The organism is Marinoscillum sp. 108, from assembly GCF_902506655.1.
In the GTDB taxonomy this organism is placed as follows: domain Bacteria; phylum Bacteroidota; class Bacteroidia; order Cytophagales; family Cyclobacteriaceae; genus Marinoscillum; species Marinoscillum luteum.
In genome coordinates this window covers 1,872,459-1,899,336 of record NZ_LR734808.1, presented here as the reverse complement: position 1 = coordinate 1,899,336, position 26,878 = coordinate 1,872,459, and the positions used below count along the sequence as shown (strand labels likewise).

The 26,878-nt window shown below is 45.0% G+C and carries 25 protein-coding genes; 15 read left to right on the top strand and 10 right to left on the bottom strand.

Going from position 1 to position 26,878, the window contains the following annotated elements; genetic code table 11:
- The first annotated feature begins 37 nt into the window (after positions 1 to 37).
- The 10 genes from GV030_RS07870 to GV030_RS07825 all read left to right on the top strand — a co-directional run bounded on the left by GV030_RS07870 (position 38) and on the right by GV030_RS07825 (position 8,936).
- A complete protein-coding gene (locus GV030_RS07870) occupies positions 38 to 778 on the top strand; it encodes an SDR family oxidoreductase (RefSeq protein WP_159581511.1) in 741 nt (246 codons plus the stop codon).
- Positions 779 to 1,023: 245 nt separating this feature from the next.
- A complete protein-coding gene (locus tag GV030_RS07865; RefSeq protein WP_159581509.1) occupies positions 1,024 to 1,581 on the top strand; it encodes a YgcG family protein in 558 nt (185 codons plus the stop codon).
- A gap of 239 nt (positions 1,582 to 1,820) precedes the next feature.
- Complete coding sequence (locus GV030_RS07860) at positions 1,821 to 2,243, top strand: energy transducer TonB (protein ID WP_159581507.1); 423 nt, start codon at positions 1,821 to 1,823, stop codon at positions 2,241 to 2,243.
- Between the two features lie 328 nt (positions 2,244 to 2,571).
- Positions 2,572 to 3,102, top strand: coding sequence for a hypothetical protein (locus tag GV030_RS07855; protein ID WP_159581505.1), 531 nt, complete (start codon positions 2,572 to 2,574; stop codon positions 3,100 to 3,102).
- 771 nt (positions 3,103 to 3,873) lie between these two features.
- On the top strand, positions 3,874 to 4,638 hold the full coding sequence (locus GV030_RS07850; protein ID WP_159581503.1) for a class I SAM-dependent methyltransferase: 765 nt from the start codon (positions 3,874 to 3,876) through the stop codon (positions 4,636 to 4,638).
- Positions 4,639 to 5,172: 534 nt separating this feature from the next.
- On the top strand, positions 5,173 to 5,682 hold the full coding sequence (locus GV030_RS07845) for a hypothetical protein (RefSeq protein WP_159581501.1): 510 nt from the start codon (positions 5,173 to 5,175) through the stop codon (positions 5,680 to 5,682).
- A gap of 196 nt (positions 5,683 to 5,878) precedes the next feature.
- On the top strand, positions 5,879 to 6,430 hold the full coding sequence (locus GV030_RS07840) for a Yip1 family protein (protein ID WP_159581499.1): 552 nt from the start codon (positions 5,879 to 5,881) through the stop codon (positions 6,428 to 6,430).
- 179 nt (positions 6,431 to 6,609) lie between these two features.
- Entirely contained in the window at positions 6,610 to 7,284 is a 675-nt protein-coding gene (locus GV030_RS07835; protein ID WP_159581497.1) for a hypothetical protein, read from the top strand.
- A 200-nt stretch (positions 7,285 to 7,484) separates the two neighbouring features.
- Positions 7,485 to 7,892 (top strand): GNAT family N-acetyltransferase, encoded by a 408-nt coding sequence (locus GV030_RS07830; RefSeq protein ID WP_159581495.1) that lies wholly within the window; start codon positions 7,485 to 7,487, stop codon positions 7,890 to 7,892.
- A 270-nt stretch (positions 7,893 to 8,162) separates the two neighbouring features.
- Positions 8,163 to 8,936 (top strand): DUF6090 family protein, encoded by a 774-nt coding sequence (locus GV030_RS07825; protein ID WP_159581493.1) that lies wholly within the window; start codon positions 8,163 to 8,165, stop codon positions 8,934 to 8,936.
- 319 nt (positions 8,937 to 9,255) lie between these two features.
- Here GV030_RS07825 and GV030_RS07820 read toward each other — a convergent pair whose 3' ends face one another.
- The 5 genes from GV030_RS07820 to GV030_RS07800 all read right to left on the bottom strand — a co-directional run bounded on the left by GV030_RS07820 (position 9,256) and on the right by GV030_RS07800 (position 12,887).
- Entirely contained in the window at positions 9,256 to 9,792 is a 537-nt protein-coding gene (locus GV030_RS07820; protein ID WP_159581491.1) for a DinB family protein, read from the bottom strand.
- 94 nt (positions 9,793 to 9,886) lie between these two features.
- Positions 9,887 to 11,128: a sterol desaturase family protein gene (locus tag GV030_RS07815; protein ID WP_159581489.1), complete on the bottom strand. Its 1,242-nt coding sequence runs from the start codon at positions 11,126 to 11,128 to the stop codon at positions 9,887 to 9,889.
- 67 nt (positions 11,129 to 11,195) lie between these two features.
- The gene (locus tag GV030_RS07810; RefSeq protein ID WP_159581487.1) at positions 11,196 to 11,807 is read right to left on the bottom strand and encodes an alpha-ketoglutarate-dependent dioxygenase AlkB; all 612 of its coding nucleotides are present in this window, start codon (positions 11,805 to 11,807) and stop codon (positions 11,196 to 11,198) included.
- Complete coding sequence (locus tag GV030_RS07805) at positions 11,794 to 12,045, bottom strand: Ada metal-binding domain-containing protein (RefSeq protein WP_159581485.1); 252 nt, start codon at positions 12,043 to 12,045, stop codon at positions 11,794 to 11,796. The genes GV030_RS07810 and GV030_RS07805 overlap by 14 nt, the downstream gene beginning before the upstream one ends.
- Entirely contained in the window at positions 12,042 to 12,887 is an 846-nt protein-coding gene (locus GV030_RS07800) for a methylated-DNA--[protein]-cysteine S-methyltransferase (protein ID WP_159581483.1), read from the bottom strand. Before GV030_RS07800 ends, GV030_RS07805 begins: the two co-directional genes overlap by 4 nt.
- 236 nt (positions 12,888 to 13,123) lie before the next feature.
- Between GV030_RS07800 and GV030_RS07795 the strand changes: the two genes are divergently transcribed.
- On the top strand, positions 13,124 to 13,852 hold the full coding sequence (locus GV030_RS07795; RefSeq protein ID WP_159581481.1) for a hypothetical protein: 729 nt from the start codon (positions 13,124 to 13,126) through the stop codon (positions 13,850 to 13,852).
- A gap of 11 nt (positions 13,853 to 13,863) precedes the next feature.
- On the opposite strand, the gene GV030_RS07790 is transcribed toward GV030_RS07795, so the two are convergent.
- A complete protein-coding gene (locus GV030_RS07790) occupies positions 13,864 to 14,418 on the bottom strand; it encodes a GrpB family protein (RefSeq protein ID WP_159581479.1) in 555 nt (184 codons plus the stop codon).
- 396 nt (positions 14,419 to 14,814) lie between these two features.
- Between GV030_RS07790 and GV030_RS07785 the strand changes: the two genes are divergently transcribed.
- From GV030_RS07785 to GV030_RS07775, 3 genes are all read left to right on the top strand, one after another.
- Positions 14,815 to 15,717: a DUF6268 family outer membrane beta-barrel protein gene (locus tag GV030_RS07785; protein WP_159581477.1), complete on the top strand. Its 903-nt coding sequence runs from the start codon at positions 14,815 to 14,817 to the stop codon at positions 15,715 to 15,717.
- A 146-nt stretch (positions 15,718 to 15,863) separates the two neighbouring features.
- Positions 15,864 to 17,243 (top strand): pitrilysin family protein, encoded by a 1,380-nt coding sequence (locus tag GV030_RS07780; RefSeq protein ID WP_159581475.1) that lies wholly within the window; start codon positions 15,864 to 15,866, stop codon positions 17,241 to 17,243.
- Between the two features lie 10 nt (positions 17,244 to 17,253).
- The gene (locus GV030_RS07775) at positions 17,254 to 18,792 is read left to right on the top strand and encodes a pitrilysin family protein (protein ID WP_159581473.1); all 1,539 of its coding nucleotides are present in this window, start codon (positions 17,254 to 17,256) and stop codon (positions 18,790 to 18,792) included.
- An 86-nt stretch (positions 18,793 to 18,878) separates the two neighbouring features.
- Here the strand turns inward: GV030_RS07775 and GV030_RS07770 are convergent, their stop codons facing one another.
- From GV030_RS07770 to GV030_RS07760, 3 genes are all read right to left on the bottom strand, one after another.
- Positions 18,879 to 20,021, bottom strand: a complete 1,143-nt coding sequence (locus GV030_RS07770; protein WP_159581471.1) for a hypothetical protein — start codon at positions 20,019 to 20,021, stop codon at positions 18,879 to 18,881.
- A 217-nt stretch (positions 20,022 to 20,238) separates the two neighbouring features.
- Positions 20,239 to 21,240 (bottom strand): zinc-binding dehydrogenase, encoded by a 1,002-nt coding sequence (locus GV030_RS07765; protein WP_159581469.1) that lies wholly within the window; start codon positions 21,238 to 21,240, stop codon positions 20,239 to 20,241.
- A gap of 118 nt (positions 21,241 to 21,358) precedes the next feature.
- Positions 21,359 to 21,751 carry a hypothetical protein gene (locus GV030_RS07760; RefSeq protein ID WP_159581467.1) on the bottom strand — a complete coding sequence of 131 codons (393 nt, stop codon included), beginning with the start codon at positions 21,749 to 21,751 and terminating at the stop codon, positions 21,359 to 21,361.
- Between the two features lie 228 nt (positions 21,752 to 21,979).
- On the opposite strand from GV030_RS07760, the gene GV030_RS07755 reads away from it, so the two are divergent.
- A complete protein-coding gene (locus GV030_RS07755; protein WP_159581465.1) occupies positions 21,980 to 23,704 on the top strand; it encodes a T9SS type A sorting domain-containing protein in 1,725 nt (574 codons plus the stop codon).
- A gap of 71 nt (positions 23,705 to 23,775) precedes the next feature.
- Here GV030_RS07755 and GV030_RS07750 read toward each other — a convergent pair whose 3' ends face one another.
- Positions 23,776 to 26,637 (bottom strand): pitrilysin family protein, encoded by a 2,862-nt coding sequence (locus GV030_RS07750; protein WP_159581463.1) that lies wholly within the window; start codon positions 26,635 to 26,637, stop codon positions 23,776 to 23,778.
- Positions 26,638 to 26,878 lie beyond the last annotated feature (241 nt).

Genomic DNA, 26,878 nt, shown 5'->3' with positions numbered 1-26,878 from the left:
AGCGAATTTTGTTTCAGAAATTTAAAATGGAAACAAAATGAAAAAAGCACTCATTACAGGAGCGAACAAAGGAATAGGTTTTGGAACAGCAAGACTTTTATTACAAAACGGGTTTTACGTCTACATTGGGAGCAGAAATGTACAAAATGGAGTCAATGCTGTTGAAAAATTAAAAGCTGAAGGGTTGGACAATGTCGAAGTGATACAGATGGATGTAACCGATGAATCTTCAGTGCAAAAAGCCCGTGAACATATCGGGAAAAGGACGGATGTTTTGGATGTCTTAATAAACAATGCTGGCATCAACGGAGGAAACAGCCCCTATACGGCTCTTGAAGCTAAATCTGATGAGTTTCAAGCAGCATTTGATACCAATGTGATCGGCACAGCAAGAGTGACAAATGCACTTATTGATTTGCTAAGAAAATCGGACGAACCAAGGATTGTGAACCTGAGTACGAGTGTAGGCTCTCTTACCTTGCAAAGTGATCCCAACTGGCAAGCCTATGATTATGCCAAATATGCGGTCTATGCGGCCTCAAAAGCAGCACTGAATATGTATACCATTCATTTAGCGTATGAACTTCGTGATACCAAGTTCAAAGTCAATGCTGTTTGTCCAGGATTAACGGCAACTGATTTTACTTTTGGCCATGGAGGTGATGTGGAAACTGCTGCCAAAAGAGTCGTTAAGTATGCAACCATAGGCGAAGACGGTCCAACTGGTAAATTCTTTAGCGAAGAAACCAATCCTGAAACAGGGATAGTTTCCTGGTAAAAGAAATAACAAACCGCGAACAAGCACTATCATCCATAAGCCTGGCCGGCCGCACTCACTGAGCTATTTGCAAAGGCCTGTGCCATGAGGTACTTTTATAGTCCCGATAGCTTTCGGGTGAACAGTCCAGCTTACGGATGATCGTTGGGTTAAAATCCGTTACATTTGGTTGGTTTCTAGGCCGGTAACAACCATTGGTGGTTGTTGGGCGGATGTTACTTGCCATAATCGCTACTAGCCAGTTTATGAGGAATTTTCAATATTTTCTGCTCCTAACCCTTTTAACAACCTTTGGATGCAACTCTCAATCACAGAAATCGACCCCACAAAGAACGACCTACTCGAACGTTCCCGAACTATATGCACGGGTCAACGATTATGCGGATATATTAAGTGATGATGAAGAAGCCAACCTAAATCAACTTCTCAAATCTCTGGAAGACTCTATTGGTTCGCAACTCGTCATTTTATCCATTGTCTCATTAGACGAACGAACAATTGAAGAGTACTCAATAGATGTAGCTGATAATTGGAGAATTGGACGAGCAAACTACAATGATGGTATCATCATAACTCTGGCAATGAAAGATCGAATGATTCGCATTGAAGTCGGATATGGCCTTGAACTAATTATTAGAGATGAAATAGCAAAAAAGATAATTGATAGTACCATGATCCCTGAATTCCGAACGGGGAACTTCAACGCAGGACTAACCAAAGCGTCTGAGAAAATTATCAACTTGATTTACAGCAATCCTGAACTGGTGGGAAAGAAATGGGAACCGAATAACAACGGCAAGTAACAGGCAATATGGCGAATGGCCAAACTGCCTATCTGATACTTCTGTGCAACTCGCCTGTGAATCTGCCCATTCTGCAGGCTTTTGTGCTTCTAGCAACTTTCTTCTTTCTGGATTGAGACTTTCAGAACGCGGTGCATTGTGGATACTGTTGCGGGGGTTGGGCAGTTTCACTACTTTAGTGCTCTTTACAAGCCTAGGGCGCACAAACTGCTAGCTAGGTTAGCCATAATCAAATCTCCATGAAACATATATTACTGCTGTTTGCTTTTGTTGCGTTCGTAGCAACTGCGGTTCAAAGTCAAATACCTGTTGAGCTTTTCGAACTGCTTGACGACAAAGACACTACTAACTTGTATTTTGGCGCGGATAAGAACCCAGAATTCCCAGGAGGATATGAGAAACTTGTCAGATTCTATCAGAACAATTTGTACTACCCAACTTCTGCACGAATTGACGGATCAGAAGGTACAGTTTACGTAATGTTTATTGTCGAACTGAACGGTAAACTAACCAACATCAAAGCAACTAATTCAATCAGTAAAGACATTGATAAGTCTGCAGAACGCTTAATCAAACGAATGCCCAAATGGATACCCGGTGAACAAGATGGTAATCCAGTAAGGGTTTTGCACGTGCAACCTGTAACATACAAGCTGGAATGAAAATGTGGCTAACATAGCGTGATAGTGCATGTGCGAACTGAGGTTAAACATTGGCTTATCCTTAAATTGGCAATGTCCAATTATCTTATCCTTGTCTAATTCTAATGCCAATAATTCTATGTATTCACAAAGATTTTTGACTTGATCTTCAATTCGCCCATCTTTCCATTTTGGTATCTTTCCATCGTAATTAGATCGTAGCTGTGCGTACACACCATAGGCAATGAGGGAATTTCTCACAATTTTTTTATACTTATTAACCTACAACATATATTCTCAGTGTGCTGAAAAGAGCTTCATTGGACCAAATCACAGAGCCACATATCTTTTGAAGTTAGCTGACTCACTTCATGAAGCACGTGGACAAAGTAAAACGAAATTTGAACACGATTTTTTTTGCTCATTTCCAAAGAATTCCCAAGAATACGAACAACTTTTTGGATATGATTCTGCTAACAACACCATTGGCCCTTTAAATGGAATGAACTCATTAGATGGGCTAAAGGTATATTCCGCTTTCTTCAACTTAACTAAAATTAATCGGACAGAATACTATGATAAATTCCTTAACATTTTTCAGGGCTTGCCTCTTCAAGACTGGCAGAACAACTGTGATCCTTCCGGTCTATCGATAAAAATTATCGAGGAACCAAAAATAATCTCTCAACTACTTGAAGAAAGAAAGGATGATCAAATCGCTCACCTTTTTGGACATATGTTAACCTGCGAACACGCAAACAGCGTCACTGAACAATACTTGATGATTTGGGAGACAACACAGGAATATCCTAAACTTCAAAGGATTTTGAATTCAATATATCCAGAGCTAGTGAATAAAGCTCCAATAGTAGACAGATAAACGGTGTGTAACAAATGCTGAAAACTCGCAGTCCAACATTAACAGCCTATCTTCTGTCCTTTTTTTGTAGTCATAATCAAACAGGTCAACCCGATGAACTTCACAGTGGCGCGCTGGCCGGAAAATGCGGAAGGATGCGCACAGTGCCGTGTTGCTGCGGGGCGTAATGGCTTTGAGCGACGGGTGCGGGATGGCCGTGGGATCCATTCATTTTCCAATGTCTTTTGCCTACTTTTTGACCAAGAAAAAGTAGGGGCGGGGCCGCCTAGGCCCTCCGACCTGAGGAGGTGGGTAAACCAACGGTGTGTCAGAACGAATCATAACACGAATTCAGTATTACCCGCCAGAGCTTCTTTTATCTCCCTTGCCTCACTCAAGTTCGGCATGCTTAGTGTACCTGGACTTCTCGCCAAGTTTTCCAGACTTGAACGGAAGCTCAAAAAGCGCTAGATTGGTGGTAACCTATGTAAGGTGGCACACACACTTACACGGGCGTTAGACACCATCGCGTAAATGGACGATTCAGATAAATTAATAAGAACAGAGATAAAGAGACGGGTTGTCATTACCATTCACATTTACTTGCAACGATCATAACAAGTCAGTGTTGATCATTGAAGGAGTGCGTAACAACTGGAAACCAGACCCTGTTCAAGTGGTGGATTATAGCTTTGACTTTTTGAACAGATCAGCATTCAATACAGCGAAACTCGCTAGTACTTTTGAGGTTAGAAATATCCCATATCATTGGAAAAAAGGGAAACTTGAAACATGGCAGTAGGAAGAAGTCCATTTCAGGGTGTTTCAAACGTATTACGCTTTAACTGGCATTTCTATGTAGTTGCAGCAATTGGAATAATGATTTCGCTTCTTTCAACTCAATACTTAATCAAAGACTGGATTTGGATTCCATTAGCCGCTGCAGGTTTAATATTACTATCCACACTAGTATCATTATTCGTGACATACTATATCTATGATCTTTCTACACTCTATGAATTTACATGGCTTGATGGAACCGTAACAAATAGTAAAATAAAAATACTTAACATCAATGCTGGATTTGATGAGACCAGCCAAATCTTAGCATCTAAGTTTAAGGATTCCGAACTACATATTTGTGATTTCTATGACTCAAAGAATCATACTGAAATTTCCATAAAACGGGCAAGAAAAGTTTACCCACCGCACCCCAACACCTTAGAGGTCAAAACTAACTCCTTGCCCTACCCTGATGGAGCATTTAATGTGGTGTGCGTGTCATTTGCTGCCCATGAGATTAGAAACCTAGAGGAACGAATTCGATTTTTTCAAGAACTTGCAAGAGTGACAAGCCAAGAAGGAAAAATCATTGTAACAGAACATTTAAGAGATACTTATAACTTCTTGGCTTATACAATCGGATTCCTCCATTTCTATTCGAAAAAGACTTGGATGAGCATTTTTAAATCTGCGAAGCTGAACCTCATTCAAGAAAGGAAAATCACTCCCTTCGTTAGTACATTTATCTTAGCATCAAATGGAACTACATCTTAAAATCATTGGAATGCTGTTGATCGCTTTGGGCTTGGTTCATGTGATCTTCCCAAAGTACTTTAACTGGAAAGCTGAGCTGAAGTTTTTGTCATTAATCAACAGACAAGTAATGATGGTGCATACTTTTTTTATTGCCTTAACTGTGATCCTAATGGGTCTGCTTTGTTTGACCTCAGCTAATGAACTTGCACAAACATCACTAGGAAAAAAAGTCTCGCTCGGTTTTGGGATTTTCTGGAGTTGTCGACTTCTTATTCAACTTTTCGGCTACTCATCTCAACTATGGAAGGGTAAGAAATTCGAAACGTTAGTTCACATAGTCTTCACATGCACCTGGATATATCTGAGCGTTGTATTTCTAGCTGCTGGACTATCGGACTAACTAACAAGAAAGTAGGTGACAGGCGCTAAGCCCAATCGGCTAACTTAGTTACTTGCAAAGGGCATCTGGATAAGATACTTTTGAGATATTTGAAAGGCTGAGCCGACTGTGCTTAGCTGATCGGTATGAGCAAATGTGCTAATCGGAGAATTATGAGATACCTGAACTTTATTACGATTATTTGGCTCATGAACTCTTGTGGTAATCCGAACTCCAGAAACATCAACGAAGAAACTCCTGTAGATACGGTAAAAGTTGAACAGATAACTCCGACCGAACCAACGAGGGAATTTGATACGATAACCGAGCAAGAAATCGAAGAGGAACTTGTAACTGATGTGGAACCACTAACATTCGATTCAGCCGGAAGACCAAGCCGTCCTATTCTCAGAAACCTTCAAGTCGACACCTCTCTACTGTTTGGAGTTTGGGCGAACGAACATAGTGCTCCAAACGCCGCATTTCTAATTGACAAAGACAAGTATTACATCGCTGATTTTGACGGGGATCCATATGTTCCTTACATTCTTGAGGGTGACTCTCTAACTCTCTTTTTTGAGTGGGGCGAACAAACAAGCCGAATATCCCTTCCAACACCTGATTTACTGATAATGTCCAGCCGGGACGGTCTAACTTCACAATACGAGCGCTTCGAAAATTAACGCATAACAGACACTGATCGGGCATATGCCTCCTGATGGCTATCGGGAGCCACTTTACAGACTTCAGTGCTAACTTCATCATGAATCAGCCGATGGTTCTTTGCCCACATTTCCTATCTTTAAGTTAATCAATCAGTTTCTTGGAATAGTAATATGAAGGGAAGCTAAAGGTTAGCTCTCATATCTGCATTTACTCATGAACCCGTATCAAACAATCTGGTTAAACCCTAAGAGAACCTTTGAAGATTTCGTAGTGAAGAATGAAACTCAATCTCTTTTTGTCGCACCTATCATTATCCTGGGTTTCATTTTTGGCCTGAATATGACACCAGATATCAACGCTATTATTGACGATGAATTTGTATGGTGGAGTCTGCTAATAACAATGCCGGCAGGAATAGGGATCGCATTTCTTGTATTCGGATTCTTAATGCCAGGTTTGGTCAAGCTTGTCGGACGAATATGGAAAGGGGAATCTACCATGAGGCAAATGGTTAACGTCTACTCAATTTCTTCAATCCCATACGGTTTACTACTCATATACCAGCTTTTACTTTTCGTGTCTGGGGAAGATCCTCTGGTTGAGAAGGTCAATGCTGGATATAGCTATATTCTCTGGTTGTGGTCATTTGCGCTTCTAATCATTGGAATCTCTAAAATTCAGAGATTCAGCTACAAAATGGCACTTCTTAACATTCTATTGAGTTATTTGCCAATCATTATAATAGGAATACTCCGGTCAACTTAAATGAGAGATAACAGGCGCTGAGCGATTGTATGCCAACTTAGCATTCTGCCAGTGACGTGCGAATCGACCATGAACCAGTCGCTGGGTTCTTTACCCACATTTCCTATCTTTAAGTGTATCCATAAGTTTACTGGAATATCATATGAAGGGAAGCTTATGGTTATCAGCAATACTCTCCCATGACTCACGAAGATATCTTAGCAAAACTCAACTCCACCAAATCAGCAGATAGAAAAAGAGGTGCCAGGGAAATAGGCAAGATGAAGAGTACTGCACTAGGTTCAGACCTGTTTGAGGCTTACCTCAAAGAGAAGCGGGATAAACGAACCTGGGAAACCCAGGTGGAGATGATCAGATCTCTGGGGATTATCCAACACAAGGAAGCCATATCTGAAATGGAAGAAACCGTAATGAAGAATAAACCGCATGATATGGTTACTTCTGTGGCATCAACGACTTTCATACAACTTGCCACAGAATCAGTAAATGATGCCCGTAAGGTCATAGAGCTGCTAAAGTTTGGCAGTGTCTCCGTGATTTCAGGTTCTTTGCTAAGTCTGCCAACAGACAGGATGATTCCATCAAGGGAAGAAATAAAAGAAGTCATTGAAAGAAGTTGGGATATTAACAAACACCCTGATAGAATAGGACATGAATTTGGTCTCATCGACTCCCGAATCTATTTGGCTCTGCAATGTGCTGATTGGGACATTGAATTCACTTCAGATTTTCTCAATCACTGTATTGAAACGGCATTTGATATCAGCAGATTTGGGAAACCTGTAGCCAACCAAAACTTGATTGCAGTTTGCGAGAACTCCCTGAAAGGAAAATTCAGCAAAGGCTACATTTAAGAAGCTGGTAACCCGCGACGTGTGAATGGTCTACTCGAACCAAACGGTGATAATGGAGGGGACAGGCAGGAAAACCTATGCGATATGACCATGAATAATATCTTACCTTTTTTGGCCAGCCTACTATATAACCCGTACCAATAATTTACCGTTAGGTTTTGTTAATCCAATTGATCATACCTTCTTTAAGAAGCTGAGCCATGATAACATATCAAATTGAAAAGGACCTGTCACCAGAAGAGTTTATTTCCGTACTGAATCAATCCACTTTAGCAGAACGGAGACCAGTGAATGAACCTGATAGAATTCAGAAAATGTTGGATCACGGTAATTTGATTGTCACAGCACGTGAAAACAACGTCCTCATTGGTGTTGCAAGGTCTTTGACAGACTTTTTGTATTGTACGTACTTGTCGGATTTAGCGGTGGACCAGGCCTACCAAAAACGAGGAATTGGGAAGGAATTAATCAGGCAAACAAAATTGCAAACGCCCAAAGCAAAATTGATATTATTAGCGGCACCCAAAGCCGTGGCATACTACCCAAAGATTGGAATGAAACAGTGGGAACAGTGTTTTTACATGGACGATATCAATGAACTCATTTAAACCGGCCCATTGAAATAGATTTCAAATTCGGCTGCTTTTTGACTGGGAAAAGTAGAGAGCGGGGATCTATTCATAAAACGCAGGTTCCTTTCATTTTCCATAGCTATGGTCTCTCTGCTGGCGTGAAAGTAAAAACTGAATAATGAAAATTTAACTTTGCCCTTTTGCCAAAATACTTCTGTACTTTCACTGGAAGGTGCGATTGGGTGTAGTTTTCATTTGGTGATTATTAACCCCTGCACTTGCTACCCACAGGCAAAAACAAGAGATATGATTAGGTTCTTCAGGCGCATCCGACAAAAGTTGTTAACTGAAAATCAGTTCAGTAAATATCTGCTTTATGCCATTGGAGAAATAGTACTCGTAGTAATTGGGATTCTTATTGCTCTACAGATCAATAACTGGTATCAGCAACACCTGGAGCGCGAACTGGAAGAAGACTACTATTGTCAGTTTTTAGAAGACGTCAATCAAGATCTCATTCAGCTCAATGAACAGGTACAGTACACCCAAGACCGCTTACATCATGCCAATAAATTATTGGGATTGTTGCAGATTGGTGATGGTGATTTTGAGGAAATACTTGAACATACAAAAGGTGCTGTTTCTAAAACGGATGCCATCATTACACCCAACATGAATGCTTTTGAAGACTTAAAGTCAAGTGGTAACCTGAGGCTTATAACTGATAAAAACATTAAAAAGCAGCTGACAGAGTACTATGCATATGAACAAGGTTTGTTAAATGTTATAAACAGTAATGCGATTTCAATCACTACCAGATTTAAGGAAAAAGCTGACAGAATAAATAATGGCTGGGTATATCTTATTGAAAGTCAAAACGGTTTTGACTCTACACTCGTCTCGGTTGAAAAGTTGAAAGCACTCTCGGTGAGCAATGAAGAGATCACTCTTAAGCACATGAACGATGCACTTGCTTATATAGCTTCAAATTCAAGAAATTTGGAACACCTCAAGTCTCTGGAAAGCAATATTTTTTTAATGAAAGCTACTCTGGAGACCAGATGTACTGGCAAGAATTAAAGGCTTTCTAAGTTGCTTCAGGGGAAAGGATTTAGGCGCTCCGTGAGCGCCCTATGGCCAATTATGGTTTTGTTGGGGATAATTATCGCAGTTTTCGTTGCCATAATTCTTGGTGGAATTTTCGCAATCTATAGGTGGGGAAACTGAAAGAGAGCATGTAGCAGCCTTAAAATCCATAGACTTATGAGTTATTTGAAAGGGAAATGCTAACAAGGAAGTTCAGTGCATTTAGCGACTGGGGGCATACTCATGTGAGTTGGTCGTCACCAAAACTGAGAATAAAAGCAAAGGAAAGGGGGCAGAGCCCCCTTTGAAAATATCAGTCCTGACCACCTTCGTCGGTCACACTCCACGGTGGGGTGATGCCATTGGTGCGGCAGTAGGCGATCAACTGGCCCATGTGCTCACTGGAGTGCGAGACAGCGATCAGCGCCGCTGACATAGAGGTAAACTCTCCCGGAAAGGGGAACTCTACCTTCTCCTCCAGATCAGCCTTGGAGCTGTTTTTCACCACGTCAATCACCACTTTATAGGAGTCCTGCAGGGCGGTTTTCAGTTGCTCTTTGGTTTTGAGGGTTTTTTCAATACCCATCATATCCACTGTCTCTGGTATCACGGCGCCCATTTTCATGGCAAAGAAATAATTGGCAGAAACAACATGCGCCAGCACTTCGCCAAACGTGCGAACGCCTTCTTCTGGTGACCAGCTGTATTTGTCGGCAGGCACCGCGTCTGCCAGCTGCATGATCCGGTCAGAGTAAAAGGCCAGTGTGCCTGAAGCTTCATTTTGAAATTGGTTTTGAGCCTGTAAGGATAAGCAGGCCACCATAGCGGACAATAGGAGTAGGGTTTTCATGGGGTCAATAGGTTTAGTGATTAAAAAGTCTGTAATGAATTTAAGCTTTTTGATCCACTTTTCTGAGTGATAGAAACAAATACATGAAGGGCGCTTACCCCGCTGGTACGGATTCCAGTTGCCCTTTTTTGATTTTAAAAGAAAAGTAAAGGATGCTCACCCCTGTGATGCCCAGGATGACAATGGTGGTCCAGCTGGTCCAGTTGGCCATTTCGTTTTGATTGAGCACCAGTATGAGGGCTATGGCCATAAAGGCAGTTCGGAGCACTTCCAAAGGAATAGACCATGTTCGTGCCTGCAGGAGTCCACCCCAGCTAATGATGGTCATAAATACTCCGCTGGATAAAATGAGCCTGTCCAGGGCAGAAAGCGGTGAAGACAAATTGATGACCACCATCAGATAAGCCAGTGTGATGGCCACATGCGCCATCAGGTAGGGTTTGAGGTTTTTGTATTGGGCGCTGTGGTATTTTACCTGTTCGGCTTTGGTGTAGCCTATGCGATCCTTTTTCTCTGTTTCCAGTCCCCGGGGACGCCAGCCCAGCGGCATAAACCACAGCCTGATCTTGTCCCACCAGTAGGGGGCCGCTACTGCATCGTCCCAGAGCTGTTTCCAATACTGAAAGTTGACGAAAATAGGATCCCAGGTGCGTGGCGGGTGGGTCACCCCATAGCAGATCTCTTCATCCTCTTCCTCAAAGGTGCCAAAGAGTTTGTCCCAGATGATGAGGAATTCGGAGTAGTTCTTATCGATGTACTGCGGGTTCACCCCATGGTGTACCCTGTGGTGTGAGGGGGTTACAAAGTACTTTTCGAACCAACCCAGCCGCTTGATGACCTGAGTATGGTGCCAGTAGGCCAGCAGCAGGTGCACGGCTGCTATCGCATAGACGGCTTCAGGAGAAAACCCAATGAGTACCAGTATCCAGTCGAAAAAGACAAACTGGAAGAGGCGCTGGGTAAAGCTGGCACGAATGCCCACGGAAAGGTTGAGCTCCTCAGAGGAGTGGTGTGGCATATGGGCGGCCCAGAAGACGTTGATGGTATGCCCGGTGCGGTGAAACCAGTAGAAGACAAAATCCTGTAGCAAAAGCAGGAGCAGCAGGAAGTACCAGGTGTTGGGAATCTGCCATGGTGCAAACTGATAGAGCCAGCCGTACCATTTGAAGACAAAAAAGGCCACGGCCAGGTTAACACATTGGTTGCCTATGCCGGTGGCCAGATTGGTGATGGTATCCTGAAAGTCGTAATAGGGCTTTTTAGTCCTTACGCTGTAGATGATTTCGGCCAGGAGCAATACCAGCACAATGGGGGTGATGAAGGTATAAACATTCATAGCGGTTTTAGGAGTGTTTGAGCAAAACAAAATCCGCTGAAAATCTGTTCACCACTGCGGAACTTTTTTAGGTGAGTTGATTCATAATCGTTCGGAAGGTGAGATTCACCCTGGGGGTGCTTACTTTTTTGGTGGGTGGCAGTCGGTGCAGCCAGTGTGTTTGTGTGGTGCCGGTCATCACCAGCAGGCTGCCATGCTCCAGGTTCACGTCCACCCGCTGTTTGGTGACTTTATGTTTGAAGGAGAATTTGCGCTCAGCGCCAAGACTTATGGAACCGATGGCCCCGTTTCTTTTCAGGTCTTTTTCTCCATCACTGTGCCAGGCCATGCCCTCCTCACCACTGTGGTAGAGGTTGAGCAGGCAGGAGTTGAAGGTCTCGTGCGTAGCGTTTTCGATGATTTGCTTCAGCGCCAGCAGCTCTTCTGTCCATGGCAGGGCCTGTTTGGTGGTATTGGAGTAGGTGTAATCAAATGGGCGGTCTCCGTACCAGGCCACCTTTCTTTTGGTGGTGATGTGCTTGCCAAAAATGACGGCCTCATCGGGTCGCCACTCGATGTGGTGCAGGAGTTGATGCAGGTAATGATCGGGTTCCGGGATCACCTTTCCGTAGTAGTTCACTGTGCCGTCGTGGGGCAGCAGGTTGCGTTTGGGATCAATCAAATCTTTAAATAACTCCATGTTTCCATTTTTTGAAAGCAGCAGACATACAGTGACCGCATGGGCGATAGCCGAGGGTCAAAGCTTCGGGTTCATGCTCAAAAAAGATCCGGTTTTCACGTTTCATTCGCTTGCCTGAGACACAGCTCAGCTTCCCGTAGATCTTCAATTTACGATTGCCTGCGAGTCCAATCTTCCCGTTTCTGATCATCAGTTTCAGCTGCCTGTCTGTAATGCTGGTATGCAATTCTGGTATCATCTTTCGGTGATTTGTGCTGCCTCCCAGCCGATCATGGCCGTTTTTCGACTGCTACCCCAGTGATATTGCCCAAATCTGCCAGTAGACTGGATCACACGATGGCAGGGAATCAGGTAAGCCACGGGGTTGTCACCAATGGCTGTGCCTACCGCTCGTGAAGCCGTGGGCTTGTCGATTGCACTGGCTATCTGTCCGTAAGTGGATAATCTTCCGGAGGGGATCCTGATCAGGGACTCCCAAACCTTCAGCTGAAAATCAGTGCCTTTGAGGTGTAGCTTGATTTGATCCAGTTGGGTCCAGTCGTGCGTGAAGATGAAGAGGGCATTTTGCTGAATCAAATCCAGACGTTGCTCATAGGAAGCATTCGGGAATTTGCTTTTTAGCTCAGAGAAGGCCAGGCTGGGATCATCGGCAAAGGCCAGGTAACAAATGCCTTTGGCGGTACTGGCCACGAGGATATTTCCAAACAGGCTGTCTGCATAGCTGTAATTGATCTTCAGGTTTTTACCACCATTTTTGTATTCAGCGGGGGTCATGCCTTCGATGTTAATGAAGAGGTCGTGCAGTCTGCCGGTACCAGATAGCCCCGTTTGGTGGGTAGCTTCCGAGAGGGTGGCCTGACCATCTTTGAGAAGCGATCGGGCATGCGCAATGCTGATGTATTGCAGAAATTTCTTGGGGCTTACGCCGGCCCATTCGGTAAAGAGACGCTGAAAATGAAAAGGGCTGAGGTGTACTTGCTCCGCTACCTCATCCAGGTTGGGTTGGTCGCGGAAGTTGGCCTGTATGTAATCGATCGCCTCGGCGATGCGCTGAAAGTTGATGTGATCCTGAGTGTTCATCTTTCTTTGGTTGAGTAAATATGAGGTAAAAGTAGGAGAGTGTAGTGGGCAGTACCACCCGAAAATTGCGGAGTTGATCCCGGCATTGTCCCACTGAGCCTTGTCACGCTGATTCTGGCATTGTCACGCTGAGCCTGTCGAAGCGTAAGACAATGCCATGAAAGGCTCTGATTAGGTGGCTACAAGGCATTTCAAAACCATTAAATTTGCTTCTAAATCTGAACATACCCTGACCAATGACGAAGAAGTCTGAGCTGTCTGTCTCCAATCATGTTTCCAACGAGCGACTGTCTGAGTTGAAAGATCAGATTGATGCCCTCCGGGCAGAACTGGAGCTGATCCGGCAAAGCACTCACGCTTTTGAGACCCAGCTGCGGGCTCACCTGATCAACGAGCTCATAGAAGAGCAGGAGCTCACCGTGCTGTACAAGCAGCAAAAGCTGGCCAAAAAGGAACAACGTCTAGCGCAAAAGAGGAGGGGTAAAAACTATGTGGCTCCTGAAGGGCTGAAACCTGTGGTCAGAAACAATAAGCCCGGCCATAATGAATCTGATCAAAAGGAGATGAAGCGGATCTACCGGGAAGCGATGATGCATGTACACCCGGATAAGTTTTCTATGGATGGTCAGAAAATGGAGGTGGCTACCGACGTGACCGCACGTTTGATCAGCATTTACCAATCAGGAGACCTGGCAGCACTTCGGGCGTATCATGCGCATATCTTCAGTGATCAGGAGTTGGTGTCCATGATGGCGCCAGCAGCTGCATCGGTGCAGCCCACCGCTCCGGCATATGATTATCTGGAGCAGGAAAAGTTGAATGTGGAACAAGAACTGGCTCGAGCCAAAAGCCGACAGACTTATCGGGTGCTCACTACATATGATGACCCAATGACTTTTCTGGAGGAGTTGAAAGTCTATTATGATGATCGAATAGCCAAACTCAGGAGACGAACCAGGAGTTAAACTTGCCCCGTTTATGCTTCTTCGATCTCCATGGTCCAAACGTTTTGCCGGGGCAGTCCACACGCCTTACGGGCCTTGTCTACCACCTGCTGAATGAAGCCTGTCTTGGCGCGGGTGTAATCTTCCAGACTAGCCAGCGGCATGGAAGACAGGTGCTTTTTGAGGCGGTTGTATTCCTGTATTAAGTCGGGGTTTTTTCTGAGGTAATTCCGAAAAAGAATTTCATTTCGAAGTAGAAAATCCGGGCTGTATGGGAGAACATGCAGGTTGTGTGTCCACACTCCTTCGGGAGTATGGCTTGACAGCAGATACCGTTCGGTCATTCCCGTAGGCACATAGTGATAACCCTCAGATTGAAGCCTTTCTTCGTAAAACTCTACCTTTCTGAAAGGAGATACGGCCATGAAAATATCAATGACCGGTTTGGCGATAAGTCCCGGTACAGCAGTGCTCCCAACGTGCTCGATGGCCCGTGCCTCTTCAGGAAAAAGCTGCAAGAGTGCTTCTTTCATGGTTTCGAAATGGGCCGGCCAGGCTTCTGAATAGGCTGAGAGATGAAGAGTCATTTTTTTCAAAAAAAAGTAGACTTTCCTTTATTCGAAATTTCAGGAGCTTGGGTTATTTGATTTAACCAGAAAACACCAACACTCAACGAGTATTCTGAAAAGGCATATTGGAGGACCCTATGTTTGAGGCTTTAACAACAAAAAGATGTTTGAGAAATTATTTGGTAAGAAAAGTGGGACATCTCTAAAGATGAGATATAGCAGTTCTGAAAGACAATGGCAGGTCTATTCAGATGGTAATCTGGTCTTTGTGGGGGATAAGTTGGGATGCGAAAATTTCATCACCAATTCAAATTTCGCTTATCAGCAGAGATAATACCTGGTTAGAATGGGTTCTTATATTCAATGTGAACCCTTATTATGCTGATAGTCGTGCCTTTTCACTAATTTCATCGGGTGAAAAGACAGTTCTATTTTGCACTATGGATGATCTCCTGCTTCGCGTATGGGCAAAGTAGCATTGATCTATTCACCCTTTCCTACAAACATGGCTTTAGCCAACCCGTCTCAGGACAGCAGGCGAATGCTGCAGAAAATGTGGCGCTCCTCAATCTCAAAATACCCATTGTCTTTTCTGAATCCACTATTTGGTATAACGACCTCACCTATCAGGGATTTGTCGTGGACTATGACGGAGCCTCCGGTGTTATTGATCCTACCCGCCTTCATGGCTTGATTTTACAAACGGGTCTGGTGCGAAAGCTCAGCGAAACTACAGGGTTTCAGTTGCTACTGGCACCACGGTTCATGTCTGATTTCCAGCAGCTGGATTGGCAGCATGTTCAGCTGGGCGGAATTGGCTTGTTTGAGAAAAAATACAGCGATCGGTTGCTCATGCGCTATGGGCTCATGTATAATCGGGAGCTCTTTGGTCACATGTTCGTGCCACTGGTTTTTGTGGATTGGAAGATTTCGGAGCGGTGGTCAATCAACGGTCTACTCCCTGTTTTCGGTAAACTCAACTATCAGGCTCATCCCCGATTGGGTATGGGGCTAAGCTTGTTTGGTCTGATCACCTCTTTTCAGCTGGGTGATCCGGTATATGATGGGGATTATATTGAGCGAAAGAGTGTGGATTTGAGCCTGTATGGTCGCTATCGACTAGCTGGAAACCTGCACTTTGAGGCGCGCTTCGGCTATGCACTGGGCAGGAGCTACAGACAGTTTAATGAGGGCGATGAGGTTGACTTTCGCATCACTATTGCGAGCTTTGGTGATGATCGGACTCAGCAAAATGTGGATTTTTCTGCCGGACCTATCTTAGATATCCGGCTGGTATATAATTTACCGTTGGATTAAAAGAGGCACCACTTTCTGACTCAGAATTCAATTTAATAAGTCTCTCGTCCCGTATCTACCCGTTCAGAAGACTTATTGTCCATTCAAAACAGACCTTAGGCTACCTCCAATTATTTCTGTTAATTTTAGAAAAAAAACCATTAACCATGAGAAATTATCTAGTAGCCTCTATGGCTGTATTACTGCTGGCTATGGGGTGTACACCTCAGCCAGACACCCCAAAGGAGGAGGGCATATTCCCTTATCCCATCCAGCAAACCAAACTGGACAACGGATTGAATGTGGTCACAGTACCCTACAATAGCCCCGGACTTGCTTCATTTTTTATTGTAGTGAGAGTGGGTAGTCGTGACGAAGTAGAAGAAGGAAAAACAGGTTTTGCCCATTTCTTCGAGCACATGATGTTTCGTGGCACCGATAAGTATTCCAAAGCAGAATACAGCGAAGCGCTGAAAGCCATAGGTGCAGCAGCCAACGCCAACACCTGGTGGGACCGCACAGTCTATCACATGACAGGAAATGCGGAGATGCTTGACAAGATGTTTGAATTGGAATCGGATCGATTTATGAACCTCAAATATTCCGAGGAAGATTTCAAAGTAGAAGCGGGTGCTGTGAAGGGAGAGTATACCAAGAGCTATACCAGTCCGTACATGAAGTTGTACGAAAAGACGTATAACACTGCCTTTACTACCCACACCTATTCTCACACCACCATAGGGTACTGGGAGGATGTAGTGGACATGCCCAATCAGTATGACTACTCGCTGGAGTTTTTTGATCGCTACTACCGACCCGAATATTGCACGGTACTCGTGGTGGGAGATGTCACCAGCGACAAGGTGAACGACCTGGCGCGTAAGTACTTCGGTGAGTGGGAGCGAGGCACCTTTACTCAGGAGATCACTCAGGAGCCCGAGCAGACCGAAACCAGATTTGCACACGTACAGGAAGCCAATTTCCCCCCGATTCTTAACCTGAATTACAAAGGCCCCGGATTTTCTGTTGAGAATAAAGACATGGCCATTCTGGACGTCATTAGTAGCCTAGCGTTTTCGCAAAAGTCTGACATCTATAAGAAGCTGGTAGTAGAAGAGCAAAAGGTTCGGGAGCTTTCTGCCGGAGGGTTGAACACCGTAGATCCAGGCTTGTGGTCAGTAGATGCCATGCTCGTGGACAAATCGGATATGGCTTATGTAAAAACAGAAATTGATAAAGTGCTGACAGACCTGAAGACCAATCCGGTTGATTCTATAGCGCTCACCCAAACCAAGAGTTTCATTAAGTACAGCTATGCCATGGGTATAGACAACCCCAGTGATATCGCCAATTCGCTATCGTGGTACATATGGCTTACCGGTAATCCTGCAGATGTAAATAAGGCATTTGCCAACTACGATGCAGTGACCGCAGAGGATATCATGCGTGTAGCCAACAAGTACTTTGTGGATGAGCACCTTACTGTAGCTACCATTTCTCCAGATGAGGAATTGCAGGTGTCAGAAGAATTGAACATCAAACTTTAACCCGATCAAAATGAAGAATCTAGTATATATGTTTTTGAGCCTGTTGAGTTTGACTGCTACAGCTCAGAAGGTGGTGGAGTTGCCTATGGCTTCTACCAAGATTGTTGTGAAAATTTCCTTTGAGAATGGGTCGATGAGTGACCCGGTGGGTAAAGAAGGACTCACCAACCTGACAGCTACTGTCCTCACTGAGACAGGGAGTGATCAGTATACCAAATCAGAAATTGATGACCTGCTGTATCCTATGGCCGCTCAATACAGGGCCTTCACTGACAAGGAGATGACCACATTTACCTTCGAAGTACATAAGGATTTTCTGAATGAGTTTTACACCATTTTCAGGAGCCTGCTTCTTAACCCCAGTTTTGCCGAGCGTGATTTTAGTCGCGTAAAGTCCAATACGGAGGTGTACGTGAAGGAAGTGATCAAAGCCAGCTCTGATGAGGACTTTAGTAAAATGGCCCTGGAAGCAAGACTTTTTGCCGGTACCCGGTACGCACATATGAAGCGGGGCTCCATCAACGGGCTTGCAAACATCACCCGAGAAGATGTGGTGAATCACTACAAGGCTTTCTTTACCAGAAATAACGTGACCATCGGGATTGCCGGGGACTACCCAGCTTCTTTTTTGGAGACCCTGAAAGCGGATATCAATAGCCTGCCAGATACTCAGCCTACGGTTCCCGAGTTGGGAGAAGTAGCCATGCCTGATGGCATTCAGGTGCAGTTGGTGACCAAACCTGATAATCTGGGTACGGCTATTTTCACGGGCTACCCCATCAGTATCAACAGAGCTTCCGCTGACTGGCCAGCCATGTTGGTGGTGAACTCTTATCTCGGCGAGCATCGCAAGTCTTATTCCAAACTGTATCAGCTGATCAGGGAAACCAGATCTATGAACTATGGTGACTATACCTACATAGAGTGGTATGAAGCCGGGGGGAGCAATCAGCTTCCGCTTACGGGCTTCCCCAGAAGTCAGAATTACCTGGCCATCTGGATCCGACCTGTACAAACAGCCTATAGCCTGAAAAGCCAGTATCCTGAGCTCGGCGATATCAAAATCGGTCATGCACACTTTGCCATGCGCATGGCACTGAACGAAATAGACCGGGTGAAAAATGAAGGGCTGACAGCCGATGAGTTTGAATTGACCAGACAGTTTCTCAGAAGCTACATGAAGCTATACATTCAGTCACCTGAGCGGCAGCTGGGTTTCCTGATGGATTCACAGTTTTACGGTATGGAAAACTACATCGCAGAGATGGATGCCAAACTGGCTAAACTGACGCTGGAGGAAGTGAATGCCGCGGCTGCCAAGTACCTGCAGACCGAAAATATGTACATCACCATGATCACGGATAGCAATGAAGCTGAGCCACTCAAAAAGAGCCTGATGACCAATGCTCCGTCTCCTATGTCTTATTCAAACATCATCAGAGAGAGTTTGCCTGAGCGTGTTTTTGAGGCTGATAAAAAGGTGGAAGCCTACCCCATGAATGTGAAGAAGGTCACCATAGAGTCACCTGCTTCGCTTTTCGTGGACTGATAACCTCATTTCTTAAAACGTATATGAAAAACGCGGGCCATGCCCGCGTTTTTTTGTTTTGAGGTACAGTATGAGGTGAAACTGATTTATTTAATTAAGACCTTCTTTTTGGTATTCCCAATGGAGAGTACATACAATCCTGCCGGCAGGTCTCTGAGCATCTCTGGCTCATCAGCCGGAGCGGCAGTGCCTTTTCGTTCCAGTTTATTGGTTAGCAGATTATGCACCTGATATTCCATTGGTTCATTGTCATCATATTGCATGGTATACCCACCATAAGCACAGAAAGTCAAGGTGAGGTTACAAGATGAGTTGTATGCATTGAAGGTGGCGCATCCACTGGAGAGCGAGAAATACATGTATTTTCCACCCGATCCGGTGTACCAGTAGCTGGGACTTCCGGAGGTTTTTACCCAGGTCCAGCTGGACAAATTCATCGCTACTGTATTGGAGGCTCCACTGCTCACATTGTTGAAGGTATAGAGTGCACCTCCGTTGAGTGTGCCTGTACAGTCCGCCACCACACTAACGGTCTTTTGTTTGCTGGGCTTAAATTCACCCGAACTCATACAAGACGTTCGTAAATACACTTTCACATACCCTGACCCGGCAGAGGACTTAGCCTTTACCGTGACCGAAGAGCTATTGGACGAAAGGATGTCAAAATAGGTAGTGTTCACCCCCCAATGATCTGCAGATATATTGGAAGGAGCAGAGAGTGTGTAGGTGGCAGTAGCTCCTGTGGGTACAGAAGATGGTCCGGATATGCTCACATCCGAGGTGGTAGAGTAAAACTTGTGACTACAGGCATTGGTAAATGACCGGGCATGACCATGGGTGTAAACTTGTGATCCGAACCCCGGTGTGCTGGCCAAATTGCCATAATCATATGAGTACATCCCACCATTGAGTACCACCGCCGAGTGATCCGCATTGTTTTGAGCGTGATTCATGGAAATGGCTTTCGCCTCATAGTTGTTGCATACCCGAATGAAATCATTGTCGGTCTCTATTGTGGCCGAGCTAAGGTTTGGAATGCTGCTTTGGTTACTTGGATAACCATTGCTCATGTTCACCCAGCCTTTGACCAGGGCTGCTTTTACGTATTGATGACAATTGTAATTGGTATTAGTACCACTAATCACCGAACCTGTCGGGTTGGTACAACTCTGAGAATACCCCGAGAGGGTATAAAACAGGAGTGAAAAAATCATAGTATACTTCTTCATTTTTCTAACATTTTGGTTGTTTACATAGGTATTGCTCATACTGTATTGATAACCAAAATGGTAAAAAAATCTGGTAAAAGGAAATACGAAGGACTCACTTAAGGCTGAGCCGTAGGTTCTTGCAGTGATAGCTCTACTTGTATGAGCTTGTGTGAGGGTTTGGGTTTGAATGGATGATTAGGTGAAAAAGGGTGGATAGTCCACCCTTTTTGCGGTTTTACGCCCAGATTTGAATCACTATTTTACCAAACTGATCGCTGGCGTCCATCCTGTTGAATGCTTCATTGATTTGTTTTAATGGATAAACGGCATCTATCACGGGGTGTATCTTTCGATCGGAAAACAGCTTCAGCATTTGTTCAAATTCCTGACTGGTACCCATGGAGGTACCATGGATGGATAGTTGTTTCCAGAAGATCACCCGCGGGCTGAGGTCTTCAATGTTTCCGGCAGTTCGTCCAAACAGCACAATTCGGGCACCAGGGTTGGCCAGCTCTGTCAGGTATTTGAAGCCCGGCCCACCGGCACTGTCTATGATCACATCAAAGCCACCCGACAAGTCCTGCAATTGGGCCGGCCAGTAGGTTTCTTTATAGTTGGCTCCACCTTTCGCTCCCAGTTTTACGGCTTTCTGGATTTTGGACGGATCACCTGAAGTCACATAAACACTGGCTTCGGCCGCCACGGCGAAACTGAGCGCCATAAGCGCGGCACCCCCACCAACACCGGTTATGAGCACGGACTGTCCAGGCTCAAATTCGCCCCGGGAGAAGAGTGCTCTATAGGCGGTGAGTCCTGCCAGGGGTATGGCAGCGGCTTCTTCAAACGATAAATGGGGAGGTTTGGTAAAGACATACTCTTCCGGGATACTGATGTATTCTGCAAAAGTGCCATCCGTGGGAAATCCGAGGATCTGATAGTCTGCACCCTGAACCCTGGGATTCGGTCCCCAATTCATTGAGGAATTAATGATCACTTCATCACCTTTTGAAAAACGGGTAACTCCTGAGCCAACACTTTCTACTACTCCGGCTCCATCTGATCCCATGATGATGGGAGCGTCCTTTTGTAGGTTCTTTTCTTTCAGTGACCAGAGTTCGTGATGATTGAGGGAGGCGGCCTTTAGCCGGATGAGTACATCTGACTTGGAGACTACAGGATTTGGCACCTCCTGATATTCCAGGCGGTTGGTTTGCTGGTTGAGGACTATTGCTTTCATATAGATTAAAAAATAAGGGGTTGTTGTAAATAAGCGATTAAACCCCGTGGACATCTTAGTTAGTTCCCGGAAAGCAATAGCGGGAGGTCAAACGTTCCTGATTTTTCTGTGTGCTTGTTTAGTCCTGGGATTTCACAGGGCTCCAGAAGAGCAAGGCTCCAAAAGCCGTAGCGAATACAGCATAAACGATGGCTACCACCCAAATAATAGCGGGTAAGTCGGAGTTGCCAGTAAGAGATTTCATGAGGGCCAGTGCGGCAATGGCATAATGGCTGGAATTGGCCACAGCCACCGGTCTGTTATAGATTCCTCCGATTCTGGCCGTTTTAGTCATCCAGTTGAGCATACCAAACCCAAAATAAAGTGCACCCAATAGTTGTAAGACAAGCGTGAGGGTGGGAGTTCCTTCAGCGCTAATGGACAAGAGGATTTCCTCTGGAGCGAATGTAAGTGCGATGCCTGCCAGGGCTAAGGTGACGGCACTAAGGGTCATGAGTATTTTTGTTTTCATCTGTCTGGGTTTATCACCAAACATACAGAAGGAGGATCAATTTCAATGTAGTTGGTGCTGTTTTTAGCTAGTAAATAGGTTTTTCATGAAAGCTCTTATCTTCTATATGAGGGGATTCAACTATTTATAGGCCCCATTCAAAGAATATATCCATTTAAACCATAAAGAAGTGCGATTTTGCATATCACAACCAAGCTTAAATTAGTGAAAAAATCTTTTCTAGTCTTAATGATATCTTTTATTACCATTGGCCAGGGTGCAGCGCAGTGCTTTGGTACAGGTAACGAAACGGACTATGGTGCCGGCAGTTGGATAGGTTATATCTATGAAGGCGCAAATAATTACACGACCAATTACAGAGGGAGGGTCAGTGCTACTGAAAATTTTGATACCGATTTTTGTGGAGGTCCTGCGTGTACCATTACCACCAACACATGTACTCTCACTGCGGAGAATTTTTCTGCAAGGTTCAGAATGACACAGACTTATGCCGAAGGAATCTATGGAATCACCATTGGTGGAGATGACGGGGTGCGACTTAGCATCGATGGAGGAGCTACGTATGTTTTGCAGGATTTTGGATATCATGCTTATCAGACAGTTTATACAGAGGTTAGATTATCAGGTACTTATAATTTGGTATTTGATTATTTTGAAGGAGGGGGAGACAATCGCGCGTCTATCCAAATCACCTATATCGGTACGGAAACTGGTGGACAGATAGGATCCGATCAGGATATTTGTGTGTCAGGTACCGGGGATCCTGATGCTTTCACCAGCAACATTGCGGCACTATACGCCTCAGGGGCCACGCCCAACTATCAATGGGAGGTATCTCCTGATGGAGGTAGCTGGTCTGATGTAGCTGGAGCTACTGCCGAAACCTATGACATTCCTGCCGGCTACACAGGACTGAACTACTACCGCAGGAGTGCAGAATCGGGTGGTGTGACTGTCTATTCCAATACCCTTACAGTTCAGCTTACCTCCAGGTCTGGAGACGATACAGCTGTGGGATCAGGTAGTTGGATAGGTCATGTCTATGATGGAGTGAACAATTTTGGGAACAACTACAAAGGAGATATCTATGAGTCGGAGATATTCGACGAGAGCTTTGGGGGCGATAATGTAACCTCCAGTACGTCAGGTTGTGACTACCAAACGGAGACATTCACGGTACGTTTTGAAATGCTTCAGACCTTTGAACATGGGCTGTATGATTTCCAGATTGGAGGCGATGATGGAGTTCGTTTGAGTGTGGATGGAGGAAGTACCTGGGTGATTGACGATTATTCTAATCACGGTTATCGGACTGCTGATGCCTTCAATGTGGAAATGAATGGATCTCACCATTTGGTATTGGACTATTATGAAGCTGGCGGGGGCAACAGGGTTACTTTTAGCTACACACAACAAACATTGTTACCAGTGACCTATTTGTTTTTGAAAGCAGAAAATGAGGGCTTTTCAAATGTAATCAGATGGGCTACAGCCACAGAGATTGATAATGATTTTTTTGAAGTACAAAAGACCGCAGATGGTGAAAGCTGGGAGGTGATAGGCGAGGTGTCCGGTCATGGTACTTGTAAGGAAGTGACTAATTATGAGTTTACAGACTCGAATGTTTCACCTGGTGTGAGTGTGTACTACCGATTAAAGCAAGTGGATTTTGATGGTCAGGAAGAATACTCAAGCCTGGTACGTGTGGGTTTGGCGTATACAGAAATATCCAGTCTGTCTATCTATCCGAATCCGGCTGTTGATCAGGTGAATATTCACTGGCCTGGTTTCATACTGAAGGAAGTAAAGATTTTCAACCTGGCAGGCGTGCTGGTCAGATCATCCAATGAGATGCAAATAGGATTGGATGGTCTGGAACCGGGGTATTACCTGATTAGAGTCACAGACCCTGAACATGAAGAAACCTCGGGCAGGCTGATCATTCGCCAGTGAGGCTAAGGGTTCAATCAAAAAAGGGCTGCCGCGAAAATCGCGACAGCCCTTTTTTGATAAGGATAGGGAGTCTATTTCTGAGTGTCTATTTTACCATCCTCTATTACATCGCCCTTCTCATTAAGGTCAATGATGTCGTATCCCAGTTTAGCAAGTTTCGGCCTGTTAGTAGCAGCATCACCCACCACCAGGATATAAAAATTATCATCTTTCAGGTATTTCTTAGCCAGAGTGTTCAGCTCCTTTTTGGAAACGTTTCGGATGATTTTATTTTGCTCATCCACAAAGGTTTTGTCGAGATCATAATGGTTAATCCTTCTCAGGAATCGAGCTTTCTGACCAGGGGTTTCATAGTCAAGTGCATCACGCTGACCAATAGCACTTCGCATAAAGGCAAGTTCACTGTCTGTCATCCCGTTGATGCGGTAGTTGGAGATTTCCTTCATGAATTCAACTACTGCACTGTCGGTGGTATTGGCCTTCACACCAGCTGAGGCAGTATATGGCCCCGGATCATCGTCAGAGGAGAAATATCCGCGGGCGCCATAAGTCCAGCCCTTGTCTTCTCTCAGATTCAGGTTGATTCGGCTATTGAAAGCACCTCCCAGTGGGAAGTTCATCAGGTAGGACTTGAAGTAGTCTCCAGTGGCATCATAAGACATATCTGTCACATAGCCGATCCTGATTTCGGACTGAGGCGCATCCACTTTGTCCACCATATAAATGGTGGTTTTACCGGAAGGCTTGGCTTTCGGAAGCTCAGGTATTTTCACTTCTTTGGCCTCCCAGGATTTCAGAAATTCCATTTTGGCCAGCACGGTTTTACGGTCTATGTCACCTATGATGGCCAGCTCAGAAACAGACGGAGAGTAGTAGTTGTCGTAGAAGTTTTTGACATCCTCAAGGGTAATGGCGGCTACTGTCTCTTCTATTCCGCTATTGGGTACAGAGTAGATGTGTTCATCACCATAGAGCAGTCGGTCAAAAACGAGGTTGGCGATCGCTCCGGGGTTTTTCTGCCCGGCTTTGATTCCTTCCAGCTGCTGGTTCTTCAGTCTGTCAAAGTCTTCCTGATTGAATGCAGGTCTTTTCAATACTTCATCCATGAGCTCCAGTGTACGATCCAGATTTTTCACCAGTGTACTGGCCGAAATGGTGGTCTGCGAAGTGCCGGCGTAGACACTGATGTCACTACCTATTTTTCTAAGCTCTTCCTGAATCTGCTCCGAAGTATAGTTTTGGGTAGCTTCATTCATGAGTCCGGCAGTAAGTGAGGCCAGCCCGGACTTCTTAGGGTCATAGGCGTCCATTTTGTGACCTCCGTTGATGGTCAGCTGGATCTCTACTACAGGGATCTCATCTGTCTGGGTGCCAATTACCTTAATGCCATTGGCCAATTCTTCTTTCCAGAAGTCAGGCACTTTGATAGTAGGATTGGGGCCGAGTTCTGGTCGCTTGCTTCGGTCAAATTTGTCTCCCTTAGGTCTGGAATAGCTGAGGCCAGAGTAGTCTGTGGTAGGAAATACACTTTCACCGGAAGTTGGTATTTCGTAATTATCCGGTTGGGCCGGAGCAGTTTCAGCATCGGGGATTACACTTTGGATCACTCCCTTTTTATTGTAGATGTATTGGTTGAAAACCCGCATCACATCTTCCTTGGTAATGTTCAGGTATCGATCCAGATCATATTTGATGGCGTTGGCATCTCCATAGATGGTTTGATAGTTGGCCAACTGGGAGACTTTGCCACTCACACTGGCCAGGCCATTGATAAGGTCTGACTCGCGGCTGGCCTTGAACTTGGTGATGTCATCATCACTCACTCCGTTTTTGGCAAATTCGTCCAGAATAGCGCGCATTTCCTGCTCAAAAGCTGACAGTGTTTGCCCGGGAAAAGGAAGGACAAACATGGTGAACTCACCGGAGAGTTCACTAGCCGGATGAAATGTAGAGGCCTGAATGGCCTTTTGTGTCAATACAAATTTCTTATAGAAGTAAGAGCTCTTGCCGGTACCCAGGATTTCAGCCAGACAGTCGAGGGGTGCCTCGTCAGGGTGGAAGGCCGGTACCGTAGGGAAGGTGAACATGATCGCTGGAAAGCGAATGTTCGAGTCTACATAAGACACATATCGGTCAGATTTTAATACAGGTGGCTCCAGTTTCATAGGCTCTACCGCAGGACCGGCGGGGATCACCCCGAAGTACTTTTCTACCATGGCCACTACCTGGGTAGGATTCACATCTCCACCCACCGTGAGGGTGGCATTGTTGGGTCCATACCAGCGCATAAAAAACTTCTTAAGGTCATTTACATCTACTCTGTCCAGGTCTTCCAGCTTGCCTATGGTGAGCCAGGAGTAGGGGTGTCCGTAAGGATAGAGTGCTCCGGCAGTCACTTCGCTCCATCTGCCATAAGGCCGGTTGTCGTAGTTCTGACCTTTTTCATTTTTCACGGTAGCACGCTGTACCTCAAACTTCTTCTGGGTCACAGAATCCAGAAAGAACCCCATGCGGTCAGCCTCCAACCACAGCATCGTGGCCAGCTGATTACTAGGCACGGTTTCGTAATAGTTGGTACGATCCCGGTTGGTTGACCCATTGAGGCGGCCACCGGATTCTGTCACTATTTTGAAGTGTTCTTCATCAGCCACATTTTCAGAACCCTGAAACATCATGTGCTCGAAGAAATGGGCAAAACCTGATTTTTGGAGCTCCTCTCTGGCTGAGCCCACATGATAGGTTACATCCACATGTACCAATGGGTCTGAGTGGTCTTCGTGGATGATCAGGGTGAGGCCGTTATCGAGCTGATATTTTTTATAGGGGATGACAATCTCATCGCCTGTTTTGGTGACTTCCTCTATGAGCTTTGTCTGGGCAAGAACCGACCAGGAGGCTAAGGAAATGAGTATTAAAAGCAGTGATTTTTTCATAATGTGGTTCTGTTTCAATGGTTTCATCATGTAGCATTTGAGGTTAAAATGCGTTGTTTAAAAATTTATCTGGGTTTCAAGTCGGTCTCTTGTAGCTCTTTCAGAAATACCGGAGACATTGTTGATTGGTTAAATTATAGAAAATTGGCATGTATCCAATCCTAAAAGTGAGGTTTGGGGGATATATGAGGATGAATGGACAAATGACGGATCAATGGCCTTCGTATGCCTGAAGAACAGG

Excerpts from the sequence above, each read along its gene's own strand:
- GV030_RS07770 (WP_159581471.1), bottom strand. The coding sequence starts at position 20,021 with ATGAAGAAGTATACTATGATTTTTTCACTCCTGTTTTATACCCTCTCG.
- GV030_RS07835 (WP_159581497.1), top strand. The coding sequence starts at position 6,610 with ATGACTCACGAAGATATCTTAGCAAAACTCAACTCCACCAAATCAGCA.
- GV030_RS07830 (WP_159581495.1), top strand. The coding sequence starts at position 7,485 with ATGATAACATATCAAATTGAAAAGGACCTGTCACCAGAAGAGTTTATT.
- GV030_RS07765 (WP_159581469.1), bottom strand. The coding sequence starts at position 21,240 with ATGAAAGCAATAGTCCTCAACCAGCAAACCAACCGCCTGGAATATCAG.
- GV030_RS07865 (WP_159581509.1), top strand. The coding sequence starts at position 1,024 with ATGAGGAATTTTCAATATTTTCTGCTCCTAACCCTTTTAACAACCTTT.
- GV030_RS07820 (WP_159581491.1), bottom strand. The coding sequence starts at position 9,792 with ATGAAAACCCTACTCCTATTGTCCGCTATGGTGGCCTGCTTATCCTTA.
- GV030_RS07810 (WP_159581487.1), bottom strand. The coding sequence starts at position 11,807 with ATGGAGTTATTTAAAGATTTGATTGATCCCAAACGCAACCTGCTGCCC.
- GV030_RS07760 (WP_159581467.1), bottom strand. The coding sequence starts at position 21,751 with ATGAAAACAAAAATACTCATGACCCTTAGTGCCGTCACCTTAGCCCTG.
- GV030_RS07805 (WP_159581485.1), bottom strand. The coding sequence starts at position 12,045 with ATGATACCAGAATTGCATACCAGCATTACAGACAGGCAGCTGAAACTG.
- GV030_RS07860 (WP_159581507.1), top strand. The coding sequence starts at position 1,821 with ATGAAACATATATTACTGCTGTTTGCTTTTGTTGCGTTCGTAGCAACT.
- GV030_RS07815 (WP_159581489.1), bottom strand. The coding sequence starts at position 11,128 with ATGAATGTTTATACCTTCATCACCCCCATTGTGCTGGTATTGCTCCTG.
- GV030_RS07790 (WP_159581479.1), bottom strand. The coding sequence starts at position 14,418 with ATGACTCTTCATCTCTCAGCCTATTCAGAAGCCTGGCCGGCCCATTTC.
- GV030_RS07870 (WP_159581511.1), top strand. The coding sequence starts at position 38 with ATGAAAAAAGCACTCATTACAGGAGCGAACAAAGGAATAGGTTTTGGA.
- GV030_RS07775 (WP_159581473.1), top strand. The coding sequence starts at position 17,254 with ATGAAGAATCTAGTATATATGTTTTTGAGCCTGTTGAGTTTGACTGCT.
- GV030_RS07780 (WP_159581475.1), top strand. The coding sequence starts at position 15,864 with ATGAGAAATTATCTAGTAGCCTCTATGGCTGTATTACTGCTGGCTATG.
- GV030_RS07850 (WP_159581503.1), top strand. The coding sequence starts at position 3,874 with ATGGCAGTAGGAAGAAGTCCATTTCAGGGTGTTTCAAACGTATTACGC.
- GV030_RS07795 (WP_159581481.1), top strand. The coding sequence starts at position 13,124 with ATGACGAAGAAGTCTGAGCTGTCTGTCTCCAATCATGTTTCCAACGAG.
- GV030_RS07840 (WP_159581499.1), top strand. The coding sequence starts at position 5,879 with ATGAACCCGTATCAAACAATCTGGTTAAACCCTAAGAGAACCTTTGAA.
- GV030_RS07845 (WP_159581501.1), top strand. The coding sequence starts at position 5,173 with ATGAGATACCTGAACTTTATTACGATTATTTGGCTCATGAACTCTTGT.
- GV030_RS07755 (WP_159581465.1), top strand. The coding sequence starts at position 21,980 with ATGATATCTTTTATTACCATTGGCCAGGGTGCAGCGCAGTGCTTTGGT.
- GV030_RS07750 (WP_159581463.1), bottom strand. The coding sequence starts at position 26,637 with ATGAAAAAATCACTGCTTTTAATACTCATTTCCTTAGCCTCCTGGTCG.
- GV030_RS07825 (WP_159581493.1), top strand. The coding sequence starts at position 8,163 with ATGATTAGGTTCTTCAGGCGCATCCGACAAAAGTTGTTAACTGAAAAT.
- GV030_RS07800 (WP_159581483.1), bottom strand. The coding sequence starts at position 12,887 with ATGAACACTCAGGATCACATCAACTTTCAGCGCATCGCCGAGGCGATC.